24 protein-coding genes, 1 tRNA gene and 1 other annotated feature are annotated in these 24308 nt (G+C 30.1%); of the genes, 3 read left to right on the forward strand and 22 right to left on the reverse strand.

Going from position 1 to position 24308, the window contains the following annotated elements; translation table 11 throughout:
* The 11 genes from ABXG81_RS06155 to ABXG81_RS06205 all read right to left on the reverse strand — a co-directional run bounded on the left by ABXG81_RS06155 (position 1) and on the right by ABXG81_RS06205 (position 10326).
* A complete protein-coding gene (locus ABXG81_RS06155; RefSeq protein WP_288222840.1) occupies positions 1-969 on the reverse strand; it encodes an ATP-binding protein in 969 nt (322 codons plus the stop codon).
* Positions 959-1699 (reverse strand): DnaD domain protein, encoded by a 741-nt coding sequence (locus ABXG81_RS06160; protein ID WP_209813792.1) that lies wholly within the window; start codon positions 1697-1699, stop codon positions 959-961. Before ABXG81_RS06160 ends, ABXG81_RS06155 begins: the two co-directional genes overlap by 11 nt.
* Positions 1689-2255 carry a GNAT family N-acetyltransferase gene (locus ABXG81_RS06165; protein WP_353528540.1) on the reverse strand — a complete coding sequence of 189 codons (567 nt, stop codon included), beginning with the start codon at positions 2253-2255 and terminating at the stop codon, positions 1689-1691. Before ABXG81_RS06165 ends, ABXG81_RS06160 begins: the two co-directional genes overlap by 11 nt.
* Complete coding sequence (gene dnaB / locus ABXG81_RS06170; protein ID WP_209813790.1) at positions 2248-3579, reverse strand: replicative DNA helicase; 1332 nt, start codon at positions 3577-3579, stop codon at positions 2248-2250. The genes ABXG81_RS06165 and dnaB overlap by 8 nt, the downstream gene beginning before the upstream one ends.
* A complete protein-coding gene (gene rplI, locus ABXG81_RS06175; RefSeq protein ID WP_353528543.1) occupies positions 3579-4028 on the reverse strand; it encodes a 50S ribosomal protein L9 in 450 nt (149 codons plus the stop codon). Before rplI ends, dnaB begins: the two co-directional genes overlap by 1 nt.
* Entirely contained in the window at positions 4006-6012 is a 2007-nt protein-coding gene (locus tag ABXG81_RS06180) for a DHH family phosphoesterase (protein ID WP_117521246.1), read from the reverse strand. Before ABXG81_RS06180 ends, rplI begins: the two co-directional genes overlap by 23 nt.
* The gene (locus tag ABXG81_RS06185) at positions 6009-6932 is read right to left on the reverse strand and encodes a hypothetical protein (protein ID WP_353528544.1); all 924 of its coding nucleotides are present in this window, start codon (positions 6930-6932) and stop codon (positions 6009-6011) included. The genes ABXG81_RS06180 and ABXG81_RS06185 overlap by 4 nt, the downstream gene beginning before the upstream one ends.
* 211 nt (positions 6933-7143) lie before the next feature.
* Positions 7144-7890 carry an ABC transporter ATP-binding protein gene (locus tag ABXG81_RS06190; protein WP_353528546.1) on the reverse strand — a complete coding sequence of 249 codons (747 nt, stop codon included), beginning with the start codon at positions 7888-7890 and terminating at the stop codon, positions 7144-7146.
* On the reverse strand, positions 7887-8945 hold the full coding sequence (locus ABXG81_RS06195; protein ID WP_353528548.1) for an ABC transporter permease subunit: 1059 nt from the start codon (positions 8943-8945) through the stop codon (positions 7887-7889). Before ABXG81_RS06195 ends, ABXG81_RS06190 begins: the two co-directional genes overlap by 4 nt.
* 10 nt (positions 8946-8955) lie before the next feature.
* Entirely contained in the window at positions 8956-10068 is a 1113-nt protein-coding gene (locus ABXG81_RS06200; RefSeq protein WP_353528550.1) for an ABC transporter substrate-binding protein, read from the reverse strand.
* Between the two features lie 18 nt (positions 10069-10086).
* Positions 10087-10326 carry a hypothetical protein gene (locus ABXG81_RS06205; RefSeq protein ID WP_209813784.1) on the reverse strand — a complete coding sequence of 80 codons (240 nt, stop codon included), beginning with the start codon at positions 10324-10326 and terminating at the stop codon, positions 10087-10089.
* A 52-nt stretch (positions 10327-10378) separates the two neighbouring features.
* Positions 10379-10590 (reverse strand) — a binding site (T-box leader).
* 161 nt (positions 10591-10751) lie between these two features.
* On the opposite strand from ABXG81_RS06205, the gene ABXG81_RS06210 reads away from it, so the two are divergent.
* Complete coding sequence (locus ABXG81_RS06210; RefSeq protein WP_353528552.1) at positions 10752-12884, forward strand: metallophosphoesterase; 2133 nt, start codon at positions 10752-10754, stop codon at positions 12882-12884.
* Positions 12885-12927: 43 nt separating this feature from the next.
* On the opposite strand, the gene ABXG81_RS06215 is transcribed toward ABXG81_RS06210, so the two are convergent.
* The 6 genes from ABXG81_RS06215 to ABXG81_RS06240 form a co-directional block, all read right to left on the reverse strand.
* Positions 12928-14403: a DUF1846 domain-containing protein gene (locus tag ABXG81_RS06215; protein ID WP_117521235.1), complete on the reverse strand. Its 1476-nt coding sequence runs from the start codon at positions 14401-14403 to the stop codon at positions 12928-12930.
* Between the two features lie 68 nt (positions 14404-14471).
* Positions 14472-15611, reverse strand: a complete 1140-nt coding sequence (locus ABXG81_RS06220; protein ID WP_353528554.1) for an FAD:protein FMN transferase — start codon at positions 15609-15611, stop codon at positions 14472-14474.
* On the reverse strand, positions 15608-16066 hold the full coding sequence (locus ABXG81_RS06225) for a UPF0158 family protein (RefSeq protein WP_117521231.1): 459 nt from the start codon (positions 16064-16066) through the stop codon (positions 15608-15610). The genes ABXG81_RS06220 and ABXG81_RS06225 overlap by 4 nt, the downstream gene beginning before the upstream one ends.
* Positions 16050-17867, reverse strand: a complete 1818-nt coding sequence (gene glgB / locus ABXG81_RS06230; RefSeq protein WP_353528556.1) for a 1,4-alpha-glucan branching protein GlgB — start codon at positions 17865-17867, stop codon at positions 16050-16052. The genes ABXG81_RS06225 and glgB overlap by 17 nt, the downstream gene beginning before the upstream one ends.
* Before the next feature lie 2 nt (positions 17868-17869).
* On the reverse strand, positions 17870-18487 hold the full coding sequence (gene udk / locus ABXG81_RS06235) for a uridine kinase (RefSeq protein WP_117521227.1): 618 nt from the start codon (positions 18485-18487) through the stop codon (positions 17870-17872).
* Entirely contained in the window at positions 18484-19434 is a 951-nt protein-coding gene (locus ABXG81_RS06240; RefSeq protein ID WP_209813776.1) for an NAD(P)-dependent oxidoreductase, read from the reverse strand. The genes udk and ABXG81_RS06240 overlap by 4 nt, the downstream gene beginning before the upstream one ends.
* 171 nt (positions 19435-19605) lie before the next feature.
* Between ABXG81_RS06240 and ABXG81_RS06245 the strand changes: the two genes are divergently transcribed.
* Positions 19606-20013 (forward strand): hypothetical protein, encoded by a 408-nt coding sequence (locus ABXG81_RS06245; RefSeq protein WP_209813774.1) that lies wholly within the window; start codon positions 19606-19608, stop codon positions 20011-20013.
* 8 nt (positions 20014-20021) lie between these two features.
* Here the strand turns inward: ABXG81_RS06245 and ABXG81_RS06250 are convergent, their stop codons facing one another.
* From ABXG81_RS06250 to ABXG81_RS06270, 5 genes are all read right to left on the reverse strand, one after another.
* On the reverse strand, positions 20022-20534 hold the full coding sequence (locus ABXG81_RS06250) for a nucleoside deaminase (RefSeq protein WP_117521220.1): 513 nt from the start codon (positions 20532-20534) through the stop codon (positions 20022-20024).
* 109 nt (positions 20535-20643) lie between these two features.
* Positions 20644-20720 (reverse strand) — tRNA-Arg (locus tag ABXG81_RS06255).
* Positions 20721-20938: 218 nt separating this feature from the next.
* On the reverse strand, positions 20939-22147 hold the full coding sequence (locus ABXG81_RS06260) for a D-alanyl-D-alanine carboxypeptidase family protein (protein WP_353528558.1): 1209 nt from the start codon (positions 22145-22147) through the stop codon (positions 20939-20941).
* Positions 22148-22155: 8 nt separating this feature from the next.
* Complete coding sequence (locus ABXG81_RS06265) at positions 22156-22986, reverse strand: aminoglycoside 6-adenylyltransferase (RefSeq protein WP_117521216.1); 831 nt, start codon at positions 22984-22986, stop codon at positions 22156-22158.
* 1 nt (position 22987) lies between these two features.
* Positions 22988-23566 carry a CoA pyrophosphatase gene (locus ABXG81_RS06270; RefSeq protein ID WP_117521214.1) on the reverse strand — a complete coding sequence of 193 codons (579 nt, stop codon included), beginning with the start codon at positions 23564-23566 and terminating at the stop codon, positions 22988-22990.
* Between the two features lie 228 nt (positions 23567-23794).
* Between ABXG81_RS06270 and mscL the strand changes: the two genes are divergently transcribed.
* A complete protein-coding gene (gene mscL, locus ABXG81_RS06275; protein WP_353528560.1) occupies positions 23795-24232 on the forward strand; it encodes a large conductance mechanosensitive channel protein MscL in 438 nt (145 codons plus the stop codon).
* Positions 24233-24308: the final 76 nt, after the last annotated feature.

Below are 24308 nucleotides of genomic sequence, written 5' to 3' on the forward strand. Positions count from 1 at the left end.
TCAAAAGTTTCTATTTTTAAGTCTTAAATCTTCTCCAAAAATTTCATATACTTTGCTATTTCCTACAATTCTAGAAAATATCCTAGGACCATACATATCCTCTAACATGGATTCATCATAATTTGTAGAAAATATTATTGGTTTTTCTGCTATCATTCTAGAATTCACTACTTCAAATAAGTTTGAAGCGTCATTCTTAGTAGAAGCTTCACTACCTAGGTCATCTATAATAAGTAAATCACAATTTAAAATAAAGTCAAATTGATCTTGATGTTTTGCTCTAGCTTCCTCAAAAGCCCAATTATAATCATTTAGAAATTTAAAGATACTTGAGGATGTCATATAAAGGACTGAGTAATTTCTGTCTAATATTTCCTTTGCTATAGAATTAAGTAGATAAGTCTTGCCACGACCCACGTCACCAAAAATATAAATATTTTGATTTTGATTTTCAAAATTGTCTATATATTTTTTTAATTGACGTTTGATAAATTTTATATTTTCATAAGGACTTATAGGATACCCTTCAAAATTATTATCTGAGAATAAGCTATCATCAAAGTTATCAAAATTTTCTTTACTAAGCAATGATCTGATATTTGACTGACTATAGTTTTCATCAATTATAATCTGTTTTCGACAAGAGCACATTTTAGTTCCAACAAAACCTGTATCTTTACAAATTTCATGAAAATATCTTATTTCCATATAATCATTATCAAATCCATTTTCTATGAGTAAGCTTTTTTTATATTCTCTAAGTTTTTTTAGCTCATCTTCCAAATTTCTACTATCTTTACCTTTAAGGTTTTCTTTTATAATAGTGTATCCTAATTCCTTAATATTCTTATCAAGAGATTCCATAGTAGGAATTTTTTGATAAACTTCCTTTATTCTATCTTCTTGATCAATTTTATCTTTTTCTCGACGACGTGCCAAGATTTGGCTAGCTTTTTTATTAGGATTCACTATTATCCTCCGCTTCTAGCATTCTTCTAAAGCGTTCTTCTCTAGCTTTTTGAGCATAGTTTTTGCTATTAGATGTTTGATTTGTGCTTGATGATTTCCTATATTGACGTGGGGAATTTTGTCTTTTTAGTTTTTGTCTTTGTTCATGAATTTTTAAATCATTAAGAGTAAAAGTACCTTGATCTCTCCATGATTTTAAATATCCCATTACATATTTAACATCCATATTTCCACCTTCTTTAGCTTGTCTAAAAGCTTCTGTTACCAATTCTGGGTCTTGATTATATTCAGATAGTGTTTCTTGTATACGGGTTATATCTGCTGGAGTTAAGCTTCTATCTATAATTCTTTCGACATTATCAAACATAATAGCTTTACGACTTGCCTTATCAAAACTCATTTCATTAGATGATTTTGTATTATCTCCAAAATATGATTGGCGTAAGGATACTATTTCTATATATTTTTTCCCAGATTTATCTATTTTTTGACGAAACATTCCCATATTGATCCAAAACTCTATACACTCATTAAATTTTTCATCTGTAAAAGATAGTTGTTTTTTTATCTTACCTATATCGACTTTCCCCTCATTGTATAAGTCTTTATAAACTAAAAGATATACTTTAAGCGCATCGCCATCAGCCATTTGTACATAAGTATTTAAAAACATATTTTCAAATGCTGTAGTTCCTAAATCTAATTTTACATCTTGCATCTTAAAGTTCATAATAATCATCCTTTGTTAAAGTCATCTTTAGTATTTTTGAATAAATCAGGCCGTGATCCATTTCAAAAAATCTATCGTCGTAGTCTATATCTTGGTTTTCGAAAACTTCTTCTGTATATCCATCTTCCTTAAAGCCCAATTTTTCATATAATTTAATTGCTCTACTATTAAAAAGATTAACTTCTAATATCAACTCTTTAAAATTTATCTCATTAAAATAATAATCTAAAAGTTCTCTCATTGCATCGTAACCATATCCATCTGAGACATAATTAGGATCAAATACTATACCAAGTTTCGCTCTTTTTGTTATAGGATTATAGTTTTTAAGCCCTAAAAATCCTATAAATCTATCGTCATCTACCTTTTTTACAGCAAAATACTTTTTTCTTGGTGTAGTTACAGTACTAAACCAAAAGTTGATCTCAAAATCTGTTAAGTTTCCATAGTTATAGCCAGAAAGTCTTGGATCATCAAAACCCCCCCAATTTTTAAATTCCATTGCTGTTTGACGAGTGATTTTTTCGATATATACTCTTCTTGTTTGTCTAGACATTTTCTTCCCTAAAGCTTAGATCTCTAAATGTTGTACATGGTTTATTAAAAAATAAATCTAGAGTACCAGTAGCTCCATTTCTATGTTTAGCTACTATTAGCTTGGCAATGTTTGGATTATCTTCCTCATCATAATAATCCTCCCTATATAATAGCATAACTACATCGGCATCTTGTTCTATAGCACCTGATTCCCTAAGATCTGAAAGGATTGGCTTATGGTCTGCCCTTTTATCAGCCTCACGGGAAAGTTGAGCAAGCGATAATATTGGACAATTAAGCTCTTTTGATAGGCTCTTTAAACCACGAGATATTGATGCGATTTCGTTTTGTCTATTTTCTTGACGGCTATCTGCTTGCATTAATTGTAGATAATCTATAACTACAAGATCTAGGCCTTTTTCAGCTTTTAGTCTCTTAAGCTTTGATCTCATTTCTGATAAAGTAATTCCCGGTGTTTCATCAACATATAAATCTTTGCTTGCTATCTCACGTGTAGAATGAAATAATAGTTCCCACTCATCATCCTTGATTCTACCATTCATAACTTGCTCCAGATCAATCATGCTAACCATAGATATTAGTCTATAGCTTAATTGTAGGGTACTCATCTCAAGTGAAAAAAAAGCAACCGATTTATCTTCTTTTGCAGCATTCCAGGCCATAGTAAGACCAAGTGCAGTTTTACCCATAGCAGGGCGTGCAGCAAGTAATATTAATTGCGCTGGTTGTAGACCAGATAGCTTATTATCTATAGTATCAAGTCCTGTAGTAACTCCTGTAATGTTACCATCATTCATTGATAATTCGTTGATAACTTGGATAGTTTCTTCTAGAGTATCTCCTACTTTTATAAGACCTTCGTTTAGTTTATCTTGAGATATATCAAATATTTTACTTTCAGCCATGGATAAAATGGAGCTAACATCTTCACTTTGCCTGTAGCTTACATCCATAATATCTTCACTTGCCCCTATTAGACTTCTAAGCAATGATTTTTCTTTTACAGTTTTTGCATATGTATCGATATTTGGAGTATAAAATGAGGAGAGGGTAATCTCAGTGATAAACTCCTCCCCTCCAACTTCTTGTAATATGTTTTCGTTTCTAAGCTGGGATATCAAGCTCACCTCATCTACCTTGATGTCTTTATCAATCATGGTAATGATAGATTTATATATCCTCTGTGTCCTAGAATCATAAAAGTCTACAGGTTTTATTATTTGATTTGCTCTATCGAAAGTTTCATTTTTCTTTAGAATACTTCCGATAATGGCTTTTTCTGCTAAGAAGTCATATGGTAGAGGCCTACTAGCCTCTGTCACTATTCTACCTCAGCTACAACTTCTACTTTAAGATCTGCATTAACTTCTGGATAAAGTCTAACGTTTAGGTTAAATTCACCAGTTCCTTCGATGGTTTCAACACCTTCGATTCTTTTTCTATCTATTTCGATTCCTTGTTCAGCTAAAGCTTCAGAAAGGTCTTTATTTGTTACAGATCCAAATAGCTTTCCATCTTCTCCAACATTTACTTTTTGAGTAATTGTAAGTGCTTCGATTTTTTCTTTTAATTCTTCAGCTTCTTTTCTATTTTGTGCTTCTTCTTCTTTTAACTTAGCTTGCATTTCTTCTAGTTCAGCCATATTTTTTTTATTAGCTTCTACAGCTAATCCTTGTGGATTTAGGTAGTTTCTGTAATATCCTGGTTTTACATCAACTAAATCTCCTTTTACACCTACTCTTACAATATTATCTGTTAGTATTACTTTCATCTTCTTCTTCCTCTCTTAAATATTCAATTATTGCTTTTTTAAGCATATTTTCGGCATTTTCCATGCTCATATCTAATTGGGTAGCGGCAGCTGTTAAATGGCCTCCACCTCCGATACGCTCTAGGATTAATTGTACCGACAAATCGCCTAAGCTTCTACCTGAAATGTGGATTTTATTATTAGCTTTTGTGAGTACAAATGAAGCCTTAACTCCCTTTATATTGAGCAAATCATCAGCAGCCTGACTTGCAATTAGGGTTGATCCATCAATATCTCTGTTAAAGTGCGCTATGGCAATCATATCATTTACTATACTCGAATCTGCTATAACTTCCGACTTATATTTTATTATTTCAAAGTCATCTTTAAACATTCTTTTTATATATACTGTATCAGCACCCCAGCGCTTTAAAATACTAGCTGCTTCAAAGGTTCTAACACCTGTTTGATATACAAAGTTTTTAGTATCAACAGTAATTCCTGCAAGCAATGATTCTGCTATAGATGTCCTTGCCTTAAAGTCCTCATCTAAATAATTTAATATTTCTGTAACAAGCTCAGATGCACTTGAGGCGTAAGGCTCTATATAAGAAATAGTTGCTTTTTTAATATAATCATTACCACGCCTATGATGATCTATAATAAATATCTGATCTGTCTTTTCTATAAGGCTTGGAGCTTCAGTAGAATGTTTTCTATGATTATCACATACTACAACTAATGATGAAGGTTTAATTCGTGCCAATGCTTGATCTTCTGTCAATATATGTTCTGATAATTCTTCTAAAGAACTTGTAGCACTAGAATACATATTTTCTATCTGACGAGGAACCTCATTTAACACAATGTAGGCATCTTTTCCTAAAAAATTCACACCTTCATAAACTCCAAGTGATGATCCAAAAGAATCCATATCTGGATTATTGTGACCCATAATATATACATCACTAGATGAATTTATCATTCTCTTAAGAGCACCGGAAATCACCCTAGATTTTACCTTGCTAGTTTTCTCTGTAGCTTTTGATTTACCACCAAAATATTCGTAGTTATCCTCAAGCTTTACTACTGCTTGATCTCCACCACGTGATAGAGCTATATCTATTGCAACCCTAGAATCATCGTATATTTCGTTAGGATTAGCACCAGAAATTCCAACACCTATAGATAAAGTAGGATTTATTGTATTACCAAAATCTATATCACGAACATCATCTAGTATAGAAAACTTATTATCGTGGATTTTTTTGTACTGTTGATATTCCATGACAACCATAAATCTATCATTTTCGTATTTTCTAACTACACCATTGTATCTTTTGAAATACTCTGTAATAGTTCTATCAATAGATCCTAAAACTTGTGGTCTATTTAATGAATCTGTTGAGTTTCTCAAATCCTCGTAATTATCTAAAAATACCGTAAAAAATACTAGTCTTTTATCCTTAAATAACTGCTTAATAGACTCATCATAAGTGTTATCCAAACCATATAAAAAGGTTTCAGTTGTTTTTAATCCTTCATTAAATACACTTGTAAAATAAAACTGCATGATTTTTCCATCTATAGGGATGTTTATTGGCTGAACAACTTGCTTGTCAGTAAAATCAATATCCTTAAAATCAGCAGCAAGGTTTCTAATATCTACTCCAACTAAATCTTCTTGGGGGAATAGATTTCTAAAATAACCATTGTGCCATTTAATATCTCTTCCATTATTTAATACAGCAATTGGAAATGGCATTTCAAATACCAAATTTTTGGTTATACTATCAAAACTTAAATCAACCTCATCCACATATCTTTGTATAGCCTTCTCGTTATAGTCAAGTTGCTTTTGTAAGTAAAAATAAAGTAAACCACACGAAAGTATGGCTATAGCACCAAGCATTTGGTTATAATAAAATAATAGTATTGATGTAAGAACTGGTAATATCATTACATATACTATATACTCATATCTTGATTTTTTATTATCTTTCATACTTCTTCCTTTCTTGCTCTAAAATCTACAAATATATCAGCTAATCCAAATCCAATAAACATTATTGCAAAAAAATAAAAAAATATTATAACAAAAAACCATTGCATACCACGAGATAAACTAGATCTACGTCTTCTCATTATGTAATCATATACTAGCATACCATTTAGAAGCAATATGCTTGCAATAATCCATATAACATTTGCTATAACAAAATCTTTCTTAATAGCAAAAATAGTTGGTAATAGTAGCTCCATCAAAGCTGCAAATCCTATGATTATAAGAGCATCTTTTTTACTAAGCCTTAGATTATTTAATGCTAACATATCCTTACCCTTATTCCTATAGGCCATAAAATTTCTAACAAGCTTTAGTGAAATTACAGCATAAATTAAAGATAAGCTAGATAATACAGCTGGATACATTGCGAGAGATAATTCATAAGTCTCATCTGCAATAGCATAATCTGCATTTTGTTCAAAAATCTCTTTTAAGTCTTCTGCCATAGACTTTAAGTCAAGACCTTGATTTACCATCTGGTACCTATAGATACCTATAAAAATAATGCTAGCTATCAAGAAATTGATTGCAATCTGCCCCTTATCACTAATACTTATTTTGCTTAATATGATTAGAGTAAGAGTCAACAAAATAATCGGAACAAATTCCAAAACTAGGTTTTTAGTATCTATAAATAAATAGCTAATTAAAGCTACAGCTATTATAATGGATAAAAATTCAATCCTTTCGTAGTCTATATTTACTGCAGTAAGCATTATAGGTATACTTAAAAGCAATATCAAACTATCGGATGAAACGATTACCAATACACTTATTAAGCAAACAGCAAATAATATGTTGATAATCTTATTAATATTCTTAGTAATATTCATAAAAATCCTTTCACTTAATTTTAGCATAAAGCTTTCATTTGGACAATGTAAGAATAGTTAACTTCTATATCTTACTCTATACTAAATAACTATCAATTTATAATTTATTTGTAAATGCAAATTATAAAATACTTAGATTTTTGTACCACTTATTGAATATACTTATAATAAATTAAAATCAGACAAAAAAATGCACTAAGTAATGAAGTTTTAATTTCATCCTTAGTACAATTTAAATTTATATATCCAATATATTTAATAGTTCATTTCTATAATCTGTAAACTCCTTGCTAGTTCTATTTCTAGGAAAATCTAGATTAATAGGAACTATTTTTTTTACCCTTCCTGGCCTTGGCTCCATAACTATTACCTTCGTTGACATATAAACAGCTTCATCAACATCATGGGTGACCATAATTCCCATATTTTTTTCTTCATTCCACAAGTTTAAGATTTCATCTTGCATATTCATTCTTGTAAAGGCATCTAATGCCCCTAAAGGTTCATCTAGAAGTAAAACTTCTGGTTTATTTACAAGTGTCCTAATAAGTGAAACTCTTTGTGCCATACCTCCTGATAGATTTGATGGGTAGGAATCTTTAAAATCATAAAGTCCTATTTTCTTAAGCATCATATCTATAGTTTCATCTGGTATATTATCTTCATTTTTTAAACTTCCAGAAAATCCAACATTTTGCCCAACTGTAAGCCAAGGAAATAGTGTTGATTTTTGAAATACCATACCTCTTACACTAGATGGGCCTGTTATCTCTTTATTATCAAGTTTAATCTGTCCTGTTGTCGGGAATATAAGTCCTGCTATAAGTCTTAGTATTGTAGACTTACCACAACCAGAAGGACCAACTATACTTACAAATTCACCATCATGGATTTCAAAATTAATATCTGAAAGAGCATCAGTAATTGTGTCGCTATCATTTCTAATAAATGATTTTGATACATTATTAAATTCTAATTTACTCATCTAACAGCTCCTCCACTTCTCCATTTTAGTGCATTTTTACTTATTTTCTTTATTATTATATTTACCAATATGAATGTTATAGCTAGTAATATTATTGCTCCATACATTGCAGAATAATCTGCCCACGAGCTCTTCCAAGTTATATACCATCCAAGTCCGCTTTCTACACCAAGCATTTCAGCAACTATCAAAGCATTACAAGCAGCTGACATACCTGCAATAAGACCTTGGAAGATATTTGGTGTTGCTGATTTGATAGCAATTTTTCTTACAAGCTCAGAATTTGTAGCACCTAAAGTTTGAGCTGCTTCATAGTATGAAGGATCTACGTTATGAATACCTGTAATTGTTGCAAGTGTTGTTGAAAACCATACTCCAAGCTGAATAATAAATACTGCACCTTGGAATAAGTTAATAGCAATTACCATTACTACTGGTAGCCATGTAGTTGTAGGTATTGGTCCTAAAAGTTTTAAGAATGGATCTACCCAGTAATTAACCTTATCAAAATATCCTGCAAGTATACCTGTTATGATACCTAAAATTGCACCAATAAAGTATCCAGTAAATAATAATTTAAGTGAGCTTAAAACTGAATCTGTCAAAAAGCTTGCATCTTCTTTCATAGAATTAAATATAATATCCATCCATGGGAAATATGGCAAGTCAAGCTTAGCAGTCTTTAAGGTAAGCACATCGTAAATTAAAAGCAAGATAAAAACAAAGGTATAGAAAGGTGACTTATAAATAAGCCTATCTCTTAAATTTTCATTCTTAAAAGAAATAAGTAAAACTATACCATAAATAGCAAGAAGTATCCACAAAAATCCATTATATAAATTAGTCTTTACAGCACTTGAATTATGATCTGGTAAATATACATATTCAAATATAGCTATTAACCCCGCTATAATAGGAAGAATTAATTTGAAAATATCATGAGTCTTATTTCTCGGTTTAGACTCAAGCTTTATTAACTCTTCTTTAGTCAAATTATTTGTAGATTTGCTCTTTTTAAAGCTTCTAGATTTTTTAGAGCTTTTATTTTCTTCCATCTACTTCTCCTTATTTATTCTTAACTACTTCAACTTCTCCATTTCCTAATGGTCTCCAAAGTTCTTCGACTAATTGATCTGTAGATTTTGAAGGATCGATTAAATCAAGTTCTTTGTAATCGTCAAAGTAGCTTCTAATTGTTGTTTCTCCATCATCATTTGTTAGAGTATAATCATATGCTTTTAGTAAATCTGTAGCAACTTCTGGGTCTCCCTCAGCTAAGTTTTTCTCTTGAAGTACTTTTACAGCATCTTCTGGATTAGAAGCTGCATATTGATTACCTTCTTCTATAGCTTCTGCTACAAGTTCAGCAAGCATTGGATTATTATCTACAAAATCTTTGTTAAAAGCTGTTACACAGCAAACTTCTTTACCAAAATCTTCATCTGTTGTAAGAGATCTAATAGGCCTAATAGTTCCATCTTTGAGGAATTCTTGTGCAAATTGATCATCTAAAATTGCACCTTCTATCTCCCCACTTTTTAAGGATTGTATAACTGCTGCTGCATCAACTGGTTTTATATTTACATCATCTGGACTCATATTATCATGTATTAAGAATCTTAAAAGTGTATTGTGTCCGCTATTTCCTATGCCGTTAGTTACTGCAACTGATTTTCCTTTTAGATCAGCTGTTTTTTGTAAATCTTTATTCTTATCAAGTACATAAAGTGATTTGCATCCTGAGTGAGATGCTGTTGAGAATACATAGTTAAGTCCTTTAGTTGCGGGAACTATTAATGATCCAAACTCACCTGTCATAGCATCTAATTGTCCACTTGATAGAGCGTCTTTACCAGTTTTTGTATTAACGAATTCTACTTCTACACCTTTTTCTTTAAAATATCCATTAATCTCTGCAAGATTTTGACCTGCTATACATAAGTCTCCGTCAAATCCAATTTTTACAGGTGTACCATATCTTGGTTCTTCTTCAAGGCTTGCTACCTTTGATTCTTTGTTATCCTTTTTATTTGTATCAGTAGTATTTTCATTTGTCTTACTTGTATCTGTTTGTTCAGTTTTATTTGATTTATCATCAGCATTTTCATTTGTCTTTACACAGCCTGTAAGAGCTATGCTACCTACTAGTAATAAAGCTATAAGTTTGTTATTTTTCATTAATCTCTCCTAAATGTATTATTCATCACAGCAACTGTGTTGTTCTATCTTACTCATATCAAAGTTCTCATCCATAAAGTTTACTTTTTGCAAATCATCTACTGAATTTTCTTCATTATTATGATGTTTTTCATGCATTTGATGATGGCTGGTACTTTGTTTAATAGATGTATTATTAGTATCTGCACTTGAATTGCTACAGGCAGATAAACTTATCCCAGTAATTAGGGCTAAAGAAAGCACTTTTACATTTTTCATGCTTTTACTTATTCCTTTCTATATTTTTCATGAACATATAAAAACCCCGTCCTAAAAGGACGAGGTAATCGTGGTTCCACCTTAATTTATTTTAAGAATATCTTAAAACCTTAATGTACTTAACGGGTACAAGCGTTATAGCCTACTTATTTTCGGTATAAAACTCAAAGATGCACTTCCACAGATCTTTCAATGATTATTCTCAGCATACTAACCTCTCTGTATAAGAAAATATCTGTGTACTCTTCTTATCACTGTTATTCATGTAAGATAAGTATACCACAGGAGAATTTACTGTCAAGAATTATTTTTATAATATTTTGCAACAAAAATAACTCTATAAAATCATGTATAAATAATACAACTATTTAACTAAACTTAAATGCAGGTATACTAGTTGTAGGTAAAAATATATAGAGGTAAAGATGAATTTACAAAGTATAGATAAATTTGATATATCAATCATTAGCGATCCTCACGTGCTAAGCTATGATTTGATAGCTGATACAGAAGATTTTAAAAAAGAAATAAAAATAGACAGGAAACTTCTAGTTGAAAGTGAGGCACTCTTAAAAGAAGCTATATCCATGGTAGAAAATGTAGAAAGTAAGTTTATATTTTTACCAGGTGATTTAGTAAAAGATGGTGAATATAAATCTCATGAAATTGTAAAAAAATATTTACTCGAGTGGAAAAATAAAAAAAATGATCGTGAAATATTTATGATCCCTGGAAATCATGACATTAACAACCATAAGTCCTATGATTTTAAAAAAGATAATAAAACGAAAAATATAAGTCCAAAAGAATTTTATGAACTATATTCATTTGTTTATGAAAATCCTTATGTATTAGAAATGTATAAGGATTCAGATATTTTTAAAGATTACTTATACAGAAGCAATATAAAATATGAAAGAGAAAAAAAGTATAGCTACTATGCTCATGGGTATTTCTCATATGTTTCAAGGATACCAAGCGAGGAAAATACTAGCGGTCTTACAATAATATCCCTAGACACATCAATCTATTCAGCTGATACAGAGCAAAACAATAGAGATGGTAGAGAAAACATACCAGGGTCTGTCACATTAGAACAAATGCGCTGGACTGTCGAAAAAATAGAAGAAGCCAAATCTCGCAAGGATTTAATATTTATAATGGCCCACCATGCCTTAGTTCCTAATTTTAGAAATCAAGAGTTAGTTTTTTCTCCATTTATAATTAAAGAATGGCGAACAAAGTTTATTGATGCCGATCCGAGGATAAATAATAAGACACCCATAGAAGTTTTAGCAGATAATGGAGTTAAGTTTGTATTTACAGGTCATCTACACGAAAATGGTACTGCAAAGTACACTTCTGAAATGGGCAATGTTATATATGATGTTCAAACAGGATCAACTGTAACTTACCCCCTACCTATAAGACATATTAAGCTAATTAATATGGTGGAGGAAAACAATGCTTATGAAGTATATATAAAAACTGAGTTAATTAAAAAGTTTACCTACAAAAATTTAGCAAATGAAATAGAAGTTGTAGATGATGCTATTAATTACACTATCAATAGGCAATTATCATTAATGGACGTCCTCCATAATTACATCAGAATACAAGCAAATAATCCAAAATTTACTCACTTTGATATCCAAAGTGAAGCGAATAAATATGCAAGTGCTTATTTAGAAAAAGATATCCCAAGCCATGGATATATGAATCAAATAGTCTTTCCTCTAATAGAGGATAAGTTTCCAGTGTTAAAAAGATATATAGGAAAGATAGATGTAATAAAACTCAATGGTGAATATGAGTTTAAAATTAGAGCTATAAAAAATACCCTACACATAAAAGCAAGCAATATTGAAGAAGCTATTGATATAATCCTAGATCAAATTGAAGATAAAATACTTATTCCTTATAATATCATCAAATATTGGGATAAAATAATAAATAAGGCTTGGCAAATGCCCATAGATAAAAACGGTAATAATTTTTATGACTTTGCAAATTATATTTATCAATATAAGCCATTAGGAGAAGAAGAAAGACCAAAATATGTTTCTAAAATGATTGATAACCTAAATAATCCAGATTATGATATTATAGATATCGTGCTAAATTATGTGGCTGATGAAGTTAATGAGGCCTTTGATAAATTTACTAGTTCTATAAAACTTGAAAAAGATGGAAGCAAGGATAAATTTTTTGATGATCTTATACAAACAAAAGGACTGACTTCAAATTTAACTTATAAATATATGAAACATAAGGTCAATAACTTGAGAGATTTGCTTGATTTCTTTTCAAGATATCTTACAAAGAAAAAAGACTTAAGTGGGGTTGATTTAGCTAAGAGAATAGTTAAGTCTAGCTCAGTTAGAAAGGCTAAAGCAAATTTCTCAGATAAGATGTTTGGACAAACAAGCCTTAGAAAATTTGTTATAGATATGGTAAACTCCATGAGCGAAGAAATGGTTGAGATTTATCAAAATGAAGATTTAAACGAACTTGAGAAGTACTTTAATTATATTGAATACGATGATACTAATAAGTGAGAGACTGGAGTTAACTTTACTCTAGTCTCTTTTAATTTAATTTTTAATAGCCACTATCATCAGTAAAAACTGGATCTTGAGTAAAATTCAAGCCTAGTTTTCTTAGTTCACTTTTTTCACTATCATTTAATATGACTGTGCTATGAGCGTCTAGGTTTTTAAGATTTTTAATCTCTTCTATAGCCATATGAGTAAGTGGATTTGTTGTTGCTGATATAGCAAGGGCTATTAACATTTCATTTATTGAAAGGGAGGGTTCGTTTTCTCCTAATGCTTTTGTTTTAAGATTTGAAACTGGTTCTATTATATGAGGGCTTAGTAGTAAGATATCATCATCAATTTTCCCAAGTTTTTTAAGGGCATTTAAAATACAAGCGGCTGGTGCTGAGAATAATTCGGATTTTTTTCCTCTCATTATTCTGCCATCTTCTAATTCAATTGCAAAAGATTCTCTGCCTGTTAATTTTTCTTTTTCACGAGCCTTTACTGCAACTTTTCTATCTTCTGCTTTTAGGTCAAGATTACTCATAAGAGTCTGAATTTTTTCTACACTTGTATGAGACTCTTTGGCAAATCTATAATCAACTAAAGAATTATAGTATCTTCTTATAATTTCTTCTTTACTAGCTTCTATTGCAACATCTTCATCAACTATGCAAAAACCAGCCATATTAACACCCATATCAGTTGGTGATGAATAAGGTGCTTCTCCCATAATTTTTTCTAACATTCTTTTTAATACAGGAAATGCTTCTACATCTCTATTATAATTTACTGCAAGCTTTCCATAAGCTTCTAAGTGATATGGATCTATCATATTCACATCATTTAAGTTTGCAGTAGCAGCTTCATAAGCTATATTTACTGGATGCATAAGCCCTAGATTCCATATAGGAAAAGTTTCAAACTTTGCATAAGAGGATCTCTTACCATTTTCGTTGTCTAGATACATTTGGGAAAGACAAGTAGCCATTTTACCAGAACCAGGACCTGGACCTGTTACTACTACCAATTCTCTTTGTGTCTTTACATAGTCATTCTTTCCAAAACCTTCATCTGATAATATGTGACTTATATCATTTGGATATCCTTTAATATCATAAGTTCTATAATGATTAATTGATAGATTATCAAGATACTTTTCAAACCTCATAGCCTTTTCTTGGTAATTAAACTGAGTTATTATAATAGAACTTACAAAAAATCCTTTTTGTTCAAATGATTGTTTAAGTCTTATACTCTCGGTTTCATAAGAGATACCACTGTCTCCTCTAATTTTGTTAAATTCTATATCATTAGCATTTATAGTGATTAGAATTTCTGTTCTATCTTTTATATTATCAAGCATTTCTAGTTTACTATCTGGCTTAAAACCAGGTAGAACTCTTGCGGCGTGTTCATCATCAAAAAGTTTGCCACCAAATTCTAGATAGAGTTTATCAAAATGGCTAATTCTTTCAAGGATCTTTTCTGATTGTAATTTTATATATTTATCATTATCAAAAGCTAAATTTTTCATTTCCCCTCCATTACCTTTATTATTATATCAAATTATAAGCATAAATAAAAAATCGGGAACCCTCCCGATTAATCTTCTATATTTTTGTATCCATCTGTACGATATTCATTAAAATCATTATCAATCCAGAATACTTCTGCTCCATATTTTTCCGCTATCTTTTTACCTGTTTGTACATCAACAATAAATAAATAGGTACTAAGTGCGTCAGCTAGAGCTATATCATTGTGAATAACTGATACTGATTTAAAATATTGTGACGGATAAAGAGTATCTGGATCTATGATATGATGATATACTTTTCCATCAACCTTAAAAAATCTTTGGTAATCCCCACTCGTTACTACTGTCGTATCTTTTAGGTTAATTATACTTGAATACGGATCTTCTGCGGAAAGATCTGGATTCTGAATGGCTATTTTAAACTCTCCATTTTCCTTAGTAGGATTATCTCCAATTAGAACATCATCTCCACCTATAGAAAGTATAGCATGATTTAAACCTTCTTTTCTAAGATTTTCTTCTATTTTCTTTAATCCATATCCTTTACCTATTGCACCAACATCTATTTGTATATCTGGATCCTCTATAAATACTGTGCTATTTTCCTTATCTATAATAATCTTATCTATATCATTATGACTAGCAGCTTCTTCCAACAACTCCTTTTTAGGTAATTCTGCCTTTTTAGGATTTGCTATAGCTAATTCTCTTTCATTATGCCATACTTTTATAAGGCTACCAAGAGCTATATTAATTTTTCCGTCTGATTTGTCATAAAAATCTTTACAAAATTCCAATAGCTCAATAATATCTTTATCAACTTTAACTGGCTTTTTGCCTGCATTTTTGTTAATAGTACTAATATTATTTACTCCATCAAAACTATCATAGGTATTGTAAAGTTCATTATATTTCTTAAGGTTTTTTTCTAAAACTTCCTTATACTTTTCAAATTCTTTTTCATCTTTAGTGTATGCAGCAAATGTAGTAACAGTATCAAAATAATCATAATAAACAGTATCATACTTTATTAATTCATCAGAAGTTCCATCAGATTTATCTTCACTTTTTAATACTTTCTTACTAGTTTTATTTTCACTAATAGATACTTTATTATTTTCATCTACTTTTGAAATATCATTTGTTTTACACGCAGCTAGACTTAGCATTAGTGCTAAGCAAGTAATAATTTTTTTAAAATTCATATTTTATTTATATTTATGGTTTCCATATCCTTTTTAATTTGTATGCCTTCATCATCTGCCCAGTAAAGGAGTATATTAGCAACGACTTTATTTCTAAAGTCATTATATTTTTCTTCTAAGCCTAAAGAATACACTGCATCCTTAAACTCCTCATGGGGAGAATATCCTTCTATATCGTCTATAAATTGATCTTTTTCATATCTATCTAAGGTTTCTATGAATGCTTCACGTAATTTTGATTGATCTAAAGATTTTCTATCAGGCATAAGCACATAATGTTCTATATCATTATCTATATCTATATAATTTTCCATTATATCTTCTTCAGTTTGACCTTGATTAATTCTTATAAAATCTAAACTTTCTGTGTTAATCCATATAGACTTTAAATATGAATCCTCATCTAGAAGGGTCCATTTTTCAACTAACCAAGATAAATTAATTGGTTTTTTCATTTTTTTCTTTTATCTCAAAAATGCAAGCTTCATATTCCCAAAGCTCCAGTTTAAGAACTTCTCCTTTCTCAATTTCTATTTGTCTATAATCCACCTTAGCTCCACCATATTTTGGCGCAAAGCTATTTATTTTTTCAATAAATTCTAAATCTTCATCAAAAGGGAATTCATACGCACCATGATACATATTTGCCATATTTAGTACTACTAAAAATCTAGAATTTTCTGCATATCTTTCATAGGCAAAAACAGAAGTATTAGCATCATCTACTACAGTCCATTTGAAACCATCCTCTTTATAATCATTAGCATAAAAAGCTTTATTTTCTTTGTAAAGATAATTCAAGTCTTTTAGATACCTATTAAAGTCATCATGAGTTGGATAATTAAGTATGTTCCAATTAATACTCTCATTCTCATTCCATTCATCAAATGTAGCTATTTCGTTTCCCATAAAGTTTAATTTTTTACCAGGATGAGTCATTTGATAAGTATTTAAAACTTTAAGCTCCTTAAATCTATCTTCATAAGATCCAAACATTTTATTTATCATAGGCTTTTTAAGATGCACTACTTCATCATGACTCAGTGGTAGTAAGAATTTCTCATTATAAAAATAGAACATAGAAAAAGTCACCTTACTATGATACATTGAGCGATTATAAGAATCAACTTCAAAGTATTTTATTGTATCATTCATCCAGCCTAAATCCCACTTATAATCAAATCCTAATCCGCCATCTTCTACAGGATGGGTCACTCCTGGATAAGCTGATGAATCTTCTGCTATACGCATAACACTTGGATATGCAATTTCTAGCGTTTTATTTAAATCACTTATAAAATTTATATTATCATCATGGATACCACGATTTTCGTTACCATTATAATAAATCATATAACTTACAGCATCTACTCTAATTCCATCTAAGTGAAAGTTATCAATCCAATAAGCAAATGAAGATTTCATAAAGCTTTTTACATGACCTTTGGAATAATCAAAATTAATTGACCCCCATTCTGAGTATGTTAAATCTTCATATGAGGACTCATACATATGAGTTCCGTCAAACATCTTTAGCCCATAATAGTCATTCGCAAAATGAACAGCTACTACATCAAGAATAACTCCTATACCATTTTGATGCATAAGGTCTACAAATTTTTTTAAATCCTCTGGTTTACCATATCTGGAGGAAGTTGCAAAAAATCCTGTTGATTGATAACCCCAAGACGGATAAAATGGATACTCTGTAACTGGCATTATTTCTACATGAGTATAGTTCATTTTTTTTATATGATCTATAAGCTTATCTACTATATCTAAAAAATTGACCCTATCAGACAATCTCAACCAACTTCCCATATGAATCTCATAAATATTCATAGGCTTATCAAAATTCTTGTTTCTATTTTTTATAAAGTCTGAGTCGGAAAATTCATATGATTCATCTACAATTAGTGAAGCAAAGTCTCCCTCTAAGTCCATAGCTCTTGCAAAAGGATCAGTGTGTTCAACCCACTGATTATCTTTTACTACTACTAATTTATAATAATCTCCAACTTTAGCATTTTCAAATATATAAAAATATCCGTACTCTGGGTTTTTAATCATTTCATGGATATCCCATCCTGTAAAATCGCCCTTAATATACATTCTATCTGCATTAGGAGCATACACTCTAAATATATAACCATCTTTATAAGCAATAGGACCAAAAAGTTCATGACCATTACTAGAAAAACCCGCTATATAGTTTTCTATAGCCTCATGGTCTGTTTCAAAAATATTTATTTCCATTATTAATCCTCTATCATATCAGTAATATGCCTTGTAAGTATTTCTATACCCTTAGTATTTTTTGCTCCACGCGGTATTATAATATCGGCATATTTTTTAGTAGGCTCTACATATTTTTCATGCATAGGCTTAACTTGCTTTATAAATTGTTCAAGGACAGATTCTAAAGATCTATCACGTTCTTTAGTATCTCTTAGGATTCGTCTTTGAAGCCTTACATCACTATCTGCATCTATAAACACTTTGGTATCAGTTATATTTCTAATTCTTTTATCTTCTAGAACTAAAATACCTTCTATTAAAATAATTTTAGTAGGATTAATAGTTACTGTTTCGCTACTTCTAGTATGAATTCTATAATCATAAGTAGGCATTTTTATAGATTTACCAGCTTGTAATTTCACTAAATCCTTATAAAATAGATCATTATCGAAGGCTCCAGGATAGTCATAATTAAGCTTTGATCTTTGTTCAAAATTAATATCATCATGAGCCTTATAATAGTTATCATGACCTATAACTGTCAAGTCGTCTTTGAAATAATCATCTATATATTTTACAATAGATGATTTTCCAGAAGCAGACCCACCTGCTATAGCAATAATCTTTACCTCATTCATAGTTTGATCTCATTGATGACATTGCCATCAAGATATTTATATATATTATCAAAAACTATTTTAGCTCTATTTTCCATAGCTTCTTTTGTATAAAAAGCAACATGATTTGTTAATATTACATTCTTAGCATTTCTTAATGAATAGTCTTTTGGAAGAGGTGGTTCCATATCGAATACATCAATACCAGCACGTAGCTTATCTTCATTTAATAGCTTTGCAAGATAATCATTATCCACAACTGGTCCTCTTGCACAATTTATAAGAATAGCATTATCTTTCATCTTATCAAGCTCATCTTTTCCTAAAAATCCCTTAGTTTCATTATTATTTGGTATGTGTAAAGAAACAACATCTGATTCTTTAAGTAAAGTATCTAAGTCTACGTAGCTTACGCCCATAGCTTTTACATCTTCTTTTTCCGTTCTAGAATATGCTAAAATATCACAACCAAATACTTTTAATAATTCTATAAGCTTGATACCTATATTACCTGTACCAATTATTCCAATTTTTTTGCCTTTTAATGTTTCTCCCATTAATGAATTATTTGTATCTTCAAAAATATTTTCTTTATTTTCATTAAACTTTCTCATAACTGCTATAATTAAGCCAATTACAAGTTCTGCTACAGAATCATCAGAATAACCACTTGCATTTAATAAAGTTATGCCATTCTTCTTTACTGCATCCAAATCCACGTGATCTACTCCAGTAAAGGCAACATCAATCATTTCTAGATTCTGACAATTATCTATTACATTTGCACTTAATGGCTTATTTGTAATTATAGCTATATCACTATCTTTTAATCTTTCAATTATTTCATCATCATCTTTTGCTAAAGAATCATAGTAATCAAATTCATGACCCATTTCTTCTAATTTATTTTTATTATCTAATATTATCTCTTCTTTTACTTCTAAAGGATTTAATAAAGTTATTTTCATGCTAAACTCCTAACTATTTTGTTACTTATATAAAATTATTATACTATAATCTACATAAATTTAGAGATTGTAGCAAACAAAATTATATACTTTTAAATAATAACGTTTTAACATATTGAATTAGATATCTATAAATGATATTCTTATGTATGAAAAGAAAAAGGAGTAGGAATGGCAGTTGGAATTACTTTTAAAAATGGTGAATGTTTGGATGCAGTAGATTACTATTGTGAAGTATTTGATTTAGAAAAACCTAAAACAATTTTTAAATATAGTGACTTCAAGGAATTTAAACATCCGGAAAAAATAAAAAATAGAATTTATCTTACTTATTTAGAAATATACGGCAACAAAATTTACATGCAGGATACAACTATAGATGAAAACCTAAGCAATGGAAATAATGTAAAGATAGTAATAGAAACAAGTGCAGATGATTTATATAAGTCCTATATGAATTTTAGAAAAGATTCCCGTGTAATAATGGAACCGCAAAAGGTAAATAGTAAATTACTTACTACCTTCTTGGTAGATAAGTATGATATAGGATGGCAATTTATAGCAGACTTACCAAAATAAAAAGAAGTTTAAATCTTAGATTTAAGCTTCTTTTTTTCTTTGCTTCTTTTTCTAAGCATTTTAAAAAATGTTTGAAGCTCATACTTTGCTTCTTCTTTCATTAAGCCAAATTCTGCATCAATATAATGAAGTTGACCCCTATCACCTGTAACATTTGTATAAGATCCACAAGCTCCTCTCTTATAATCAGAAAGACCAATAACAAGCCTATCTATTCTAGAATTAATAATAGCCCCTGCACACATAGAACATGGTTCCATAGTGATATACATAGTGCATTCTTCTAGCCTAAAATCATCCATAAACTTACTAGCTTGATCTATAGTAATTATTTCTGCATGCTTTAGGGCAGACTTGCCTTTATAAGTAAAATTATGGCCACGTCCAATAATTTTCCCTTTATAAACAATAACGCATCCCACTGGCACCTCTTCAATAAATCTAGCAAGACGAGCTTCATATAAAGCTTCATTCATAAAAAAATAATCATCTTCAGTAAAATTATTAATAATATCAGTCATAAATATCCTTTTTTATTGCAATAAAAAGAGGTAATATGCAAGAATCACCCACATATTACCCATAAACAAATTACAAATCATTGAAATCTAAGCATTCAATCAGTTTTACTGGTGTTCCAGAGAGGATTCGAACCTCCGACACCCGCCTTAGGAGGGCGGTGCTCTATCCAGCTGAGCTACTGAAACCTATAAAGCCTAATCCGATTTACTAGCGAACCTCTGTACTATAAGTAAGGAATACCACAAAAAATGGAGAACTAATTAGAAATCCGTAGACACAATTTTTAGCTGTGAACTTAAAAATCACACTCAGAACACAGCCTCAAATTTTACCTCTTCCAGCGTACTTAAAGAATCTGAAAGAATTTATGCAGTCTTAATACTACAATATTGACCTACAATCCTTACCTTGCAATAACAAGCTTGAGTAAAAAGTTTGCTGCATCTTGACCTGTTCTTATAATTCTTGAAAATAAAGAAGCCTCTTTTAAATCTGTATTTGAAACTAGGGCAACCTTATATTCATCATCTCCATAAGTAACGATAGCTTGTCCTAATTCTTGACCTTTATTTATTGGCGCTTTGATGTCATCTTTTATATTATACTTTATTGATGGATTTTGACCATCTTTTAAAATAATATTTACGTCTTCAGCTGGATATATATCTATGTACCCCTGACTTGCTGTATTTATCTTTATAGAATCAACAGCTACATTTTTATCAAGAACACTTTTTGAATCATAATACCTACTGACATAATATATTAGATCACTCATAACACTATTTCTAGTATTCTTTTGATCAGCACCCATTATGACTCCTATAGTTCTAAAATCATCTTTACTGTCAATTTCTTTCATATTCACTGTAGATATCAAACAAGCTCCTGCATCATCCGTAGTTCCTGTTTTAAGGCCATCTACACCTGGAATCTCCCCTACAAGAGGAATTGTACTTGCTACTTTTATATCATGCTTAGGATCAACAATCTCACGCACTTTTGCATATTCTAATATTTCTGGATATTTTTTTATAATATATTGACTTAGCTTAAATAAATCTTTTGCAGAAGAAGAATTCTCTTGGCCTTCTTCCGTCTGTACTCCGCTAGCGTTATAGTAAACTTGACTATCTAATCCAAGCTTTGATGCTTTCATATTCATGCTTCTGGCAAATTCTGCTTCAGAGTCATCCACAGTCACCGCAAGTTGATAAGCACAATCATTGCCACTTACGACCATTAGCCCTTGTAGTAATTCTTCCACAGTAAAAACTTGCCCTTCTTTAAGGCCTAATGCTGAGTACTCCCAACTATTAAATTCGGCAGCCTCTTTACTAACTGTAACCTTATCATCTAGGCTAATTTTTCCTTCATCTATAGCCTCTTTAGTAAGTAAATATGTCATTAGCTTACTTAAAGATGCCATAGGATGAGGTTTATCAACATTTTTTTCATAGTAAATATCGCCTGTTTTTTCATCCCCTATTAGATAACTTTCTACATTATCGTCTAGTCCTACTATTTTATTTTGATTAGCTGCAAAAGAAGTACTTGGAAAAATAACCAATATCGCAAAAATAACAAAAGATAATAATTTATTCTGTTTCATTTTAGCCCCTAACTTAAGAAAGATTCGAGCTTTTTATAATTGCTCCTTAGAAGCTTCATAGCTTCTACATCAATTTGTCTAGGATATGCAAATCCATTAGTATCACACAATCCCATTGCAAGATTTCTAAATAATACACAAGATCTAAATAAAGAATTATATATATCCATAAAATCTTCATGATGGTAACTTAATAAGTAATCTTCCTTAACATCTAATTCTAAAGTACTCTTTAAATTTTGACCATCATAACCCATATCTTTAGTGTAAGAGTATTTTTCTCTTATATAAAAATTAATCACACTTACAAGATATGACCTTAACTCTTCCATCTTTAAAGAAGCTGCTATCTCATCTTTTTCGTTGACATACATAGAAACTTCTATTGCACTAGCAAAAAAATTTCTAATGGTAGATATTAATTCATATTCCTTTGGTCTATCATATTTAAAATTTTTATTTACATCTAGCCTTTCAAAGCCAGGTTTATTGTAAATAAATTCTATATTATTTGGTAAGGTTTTTATAAATCCATCTGCATACTCACTTGAAATAATACTTTCACTTATCTTTGAATTATCTTTTTTATAAATATTAATATTTGTATATGGTATCTTTGCCTTTTCGAAATTAAACTCATCTTTAGTCCTATTAACAAGAATAACATCATCGAATAGCCCTACAAATTCATCTTCAAGTTTGCCTATAATAATATCGTTTACTACAGAATAAACCTTATAAAATGAATTATAGTTTTCATTTTTTATATAAAACATGGATTCAATAGTATTATTTTTTTGCGCATAATCTATGAGTTTATTACTTATATCATTTCTCATCTTAATCTAAGCTTCCTATATAATTTTTAAGTAATTTTGCTGTAAGTCCCCAAATAACTGGATTTGTATCGTAAAAATACATATCATGAAATCCTGTTACAAATTCATAATCTTTACCATTAGGAATTTTATCAAAAGGAAAATCCTCAGGAAAGACCATCTCATAAGGGGCTCTATACATTATTGGTTCATTTTTCTTGAAATAATCAACATCTACTGCAAATATTGATGCTACTTCTTCATTATACTTTATTTCTTCTATATTTTTATTAATCCTTCCATAAAATGCTTTAATATGACTATAGGTAGAACTTAATATCATAGAAGAATAACCTTGATATTCAATATCTTTACGATCTAAAAGAAGCTCTTCCATAGTTTCTCTTATAGCAGCATCTTTAAACTCTTCTCCTGGCTCAACTCTGCCTCCTGGAAAGCTTACCTCTCCAGGTTGAGCAATATGTTGACTTCTAACCTCAAGTAAAATATGATCTTTACCATCAACTTCAATCGTTGGTATAAATACAGCGTAATTTTTTATTTTTGCATAAAATTCATCATCAACAAGTAAATTTTTCATAAATACCTCTATTAATTTATAATAGTAAAATAATCTACACAAGTCAACTTTGTTATTATAGTATTTATCTTAACATATTATTAATATCAATAAATTCATAAATTTATTTGACTAAAATTTAGATATTTTCAATTTCCCATGACAAAATTTGTCAAACTCTTTATGTGAGAGTAATATAATTATGAATTATATTTTCTATAATTCCAATTACAATAGAAAGGAAAAATTATGATAAAAGAATTTAAGGAATTTATTGCCAAAGGAAATGTTCTAGATATGGCAGTAGGTATTATTATGGGTACTGCTTTTACAGCTATAGTTAATTCAGTTGTAGAAGACTTATTAATGCCAATCATTACAGGTCTTACAGCAGGAGTAGATTTTTCAGACCTCTATGTAACAATTGGTGGAGCAAAACTAATGTTTGGTAATCTAATTAATGCTATTATCACATTCTTAATCATATCCTTAGTAATGTTCTCAATTGTTAAAGCATTTAATAGACACAATAATGATGCTAGTGAAGATGATACAAGTAAAGAATGCCCATACTGTAAATCAGAAATTCCAGTAGAAGCAACAAGATGTCCTCACTGTACAAGTGAACTTGATGGATATCATAATGAAAATGCACACTCTAACGATGATAGAGTAACAATCATATAATAATACATTTCTTAGAACCACACTATGTGGTTCTATTTTTTTTACAAAATTTTTGACTTTAAAATTTTAAATGCTA

Origin of the sequence: Anaerococcus nagyae (assembly GCF_040364225.1) — a bacterium.
Taxonomy (GTDB): Bacteria; Bacillota; Clostridia; order Tissierellales; family Peptoniphilaceae; genus Anaerococcus; species Anaerococcus nagyae.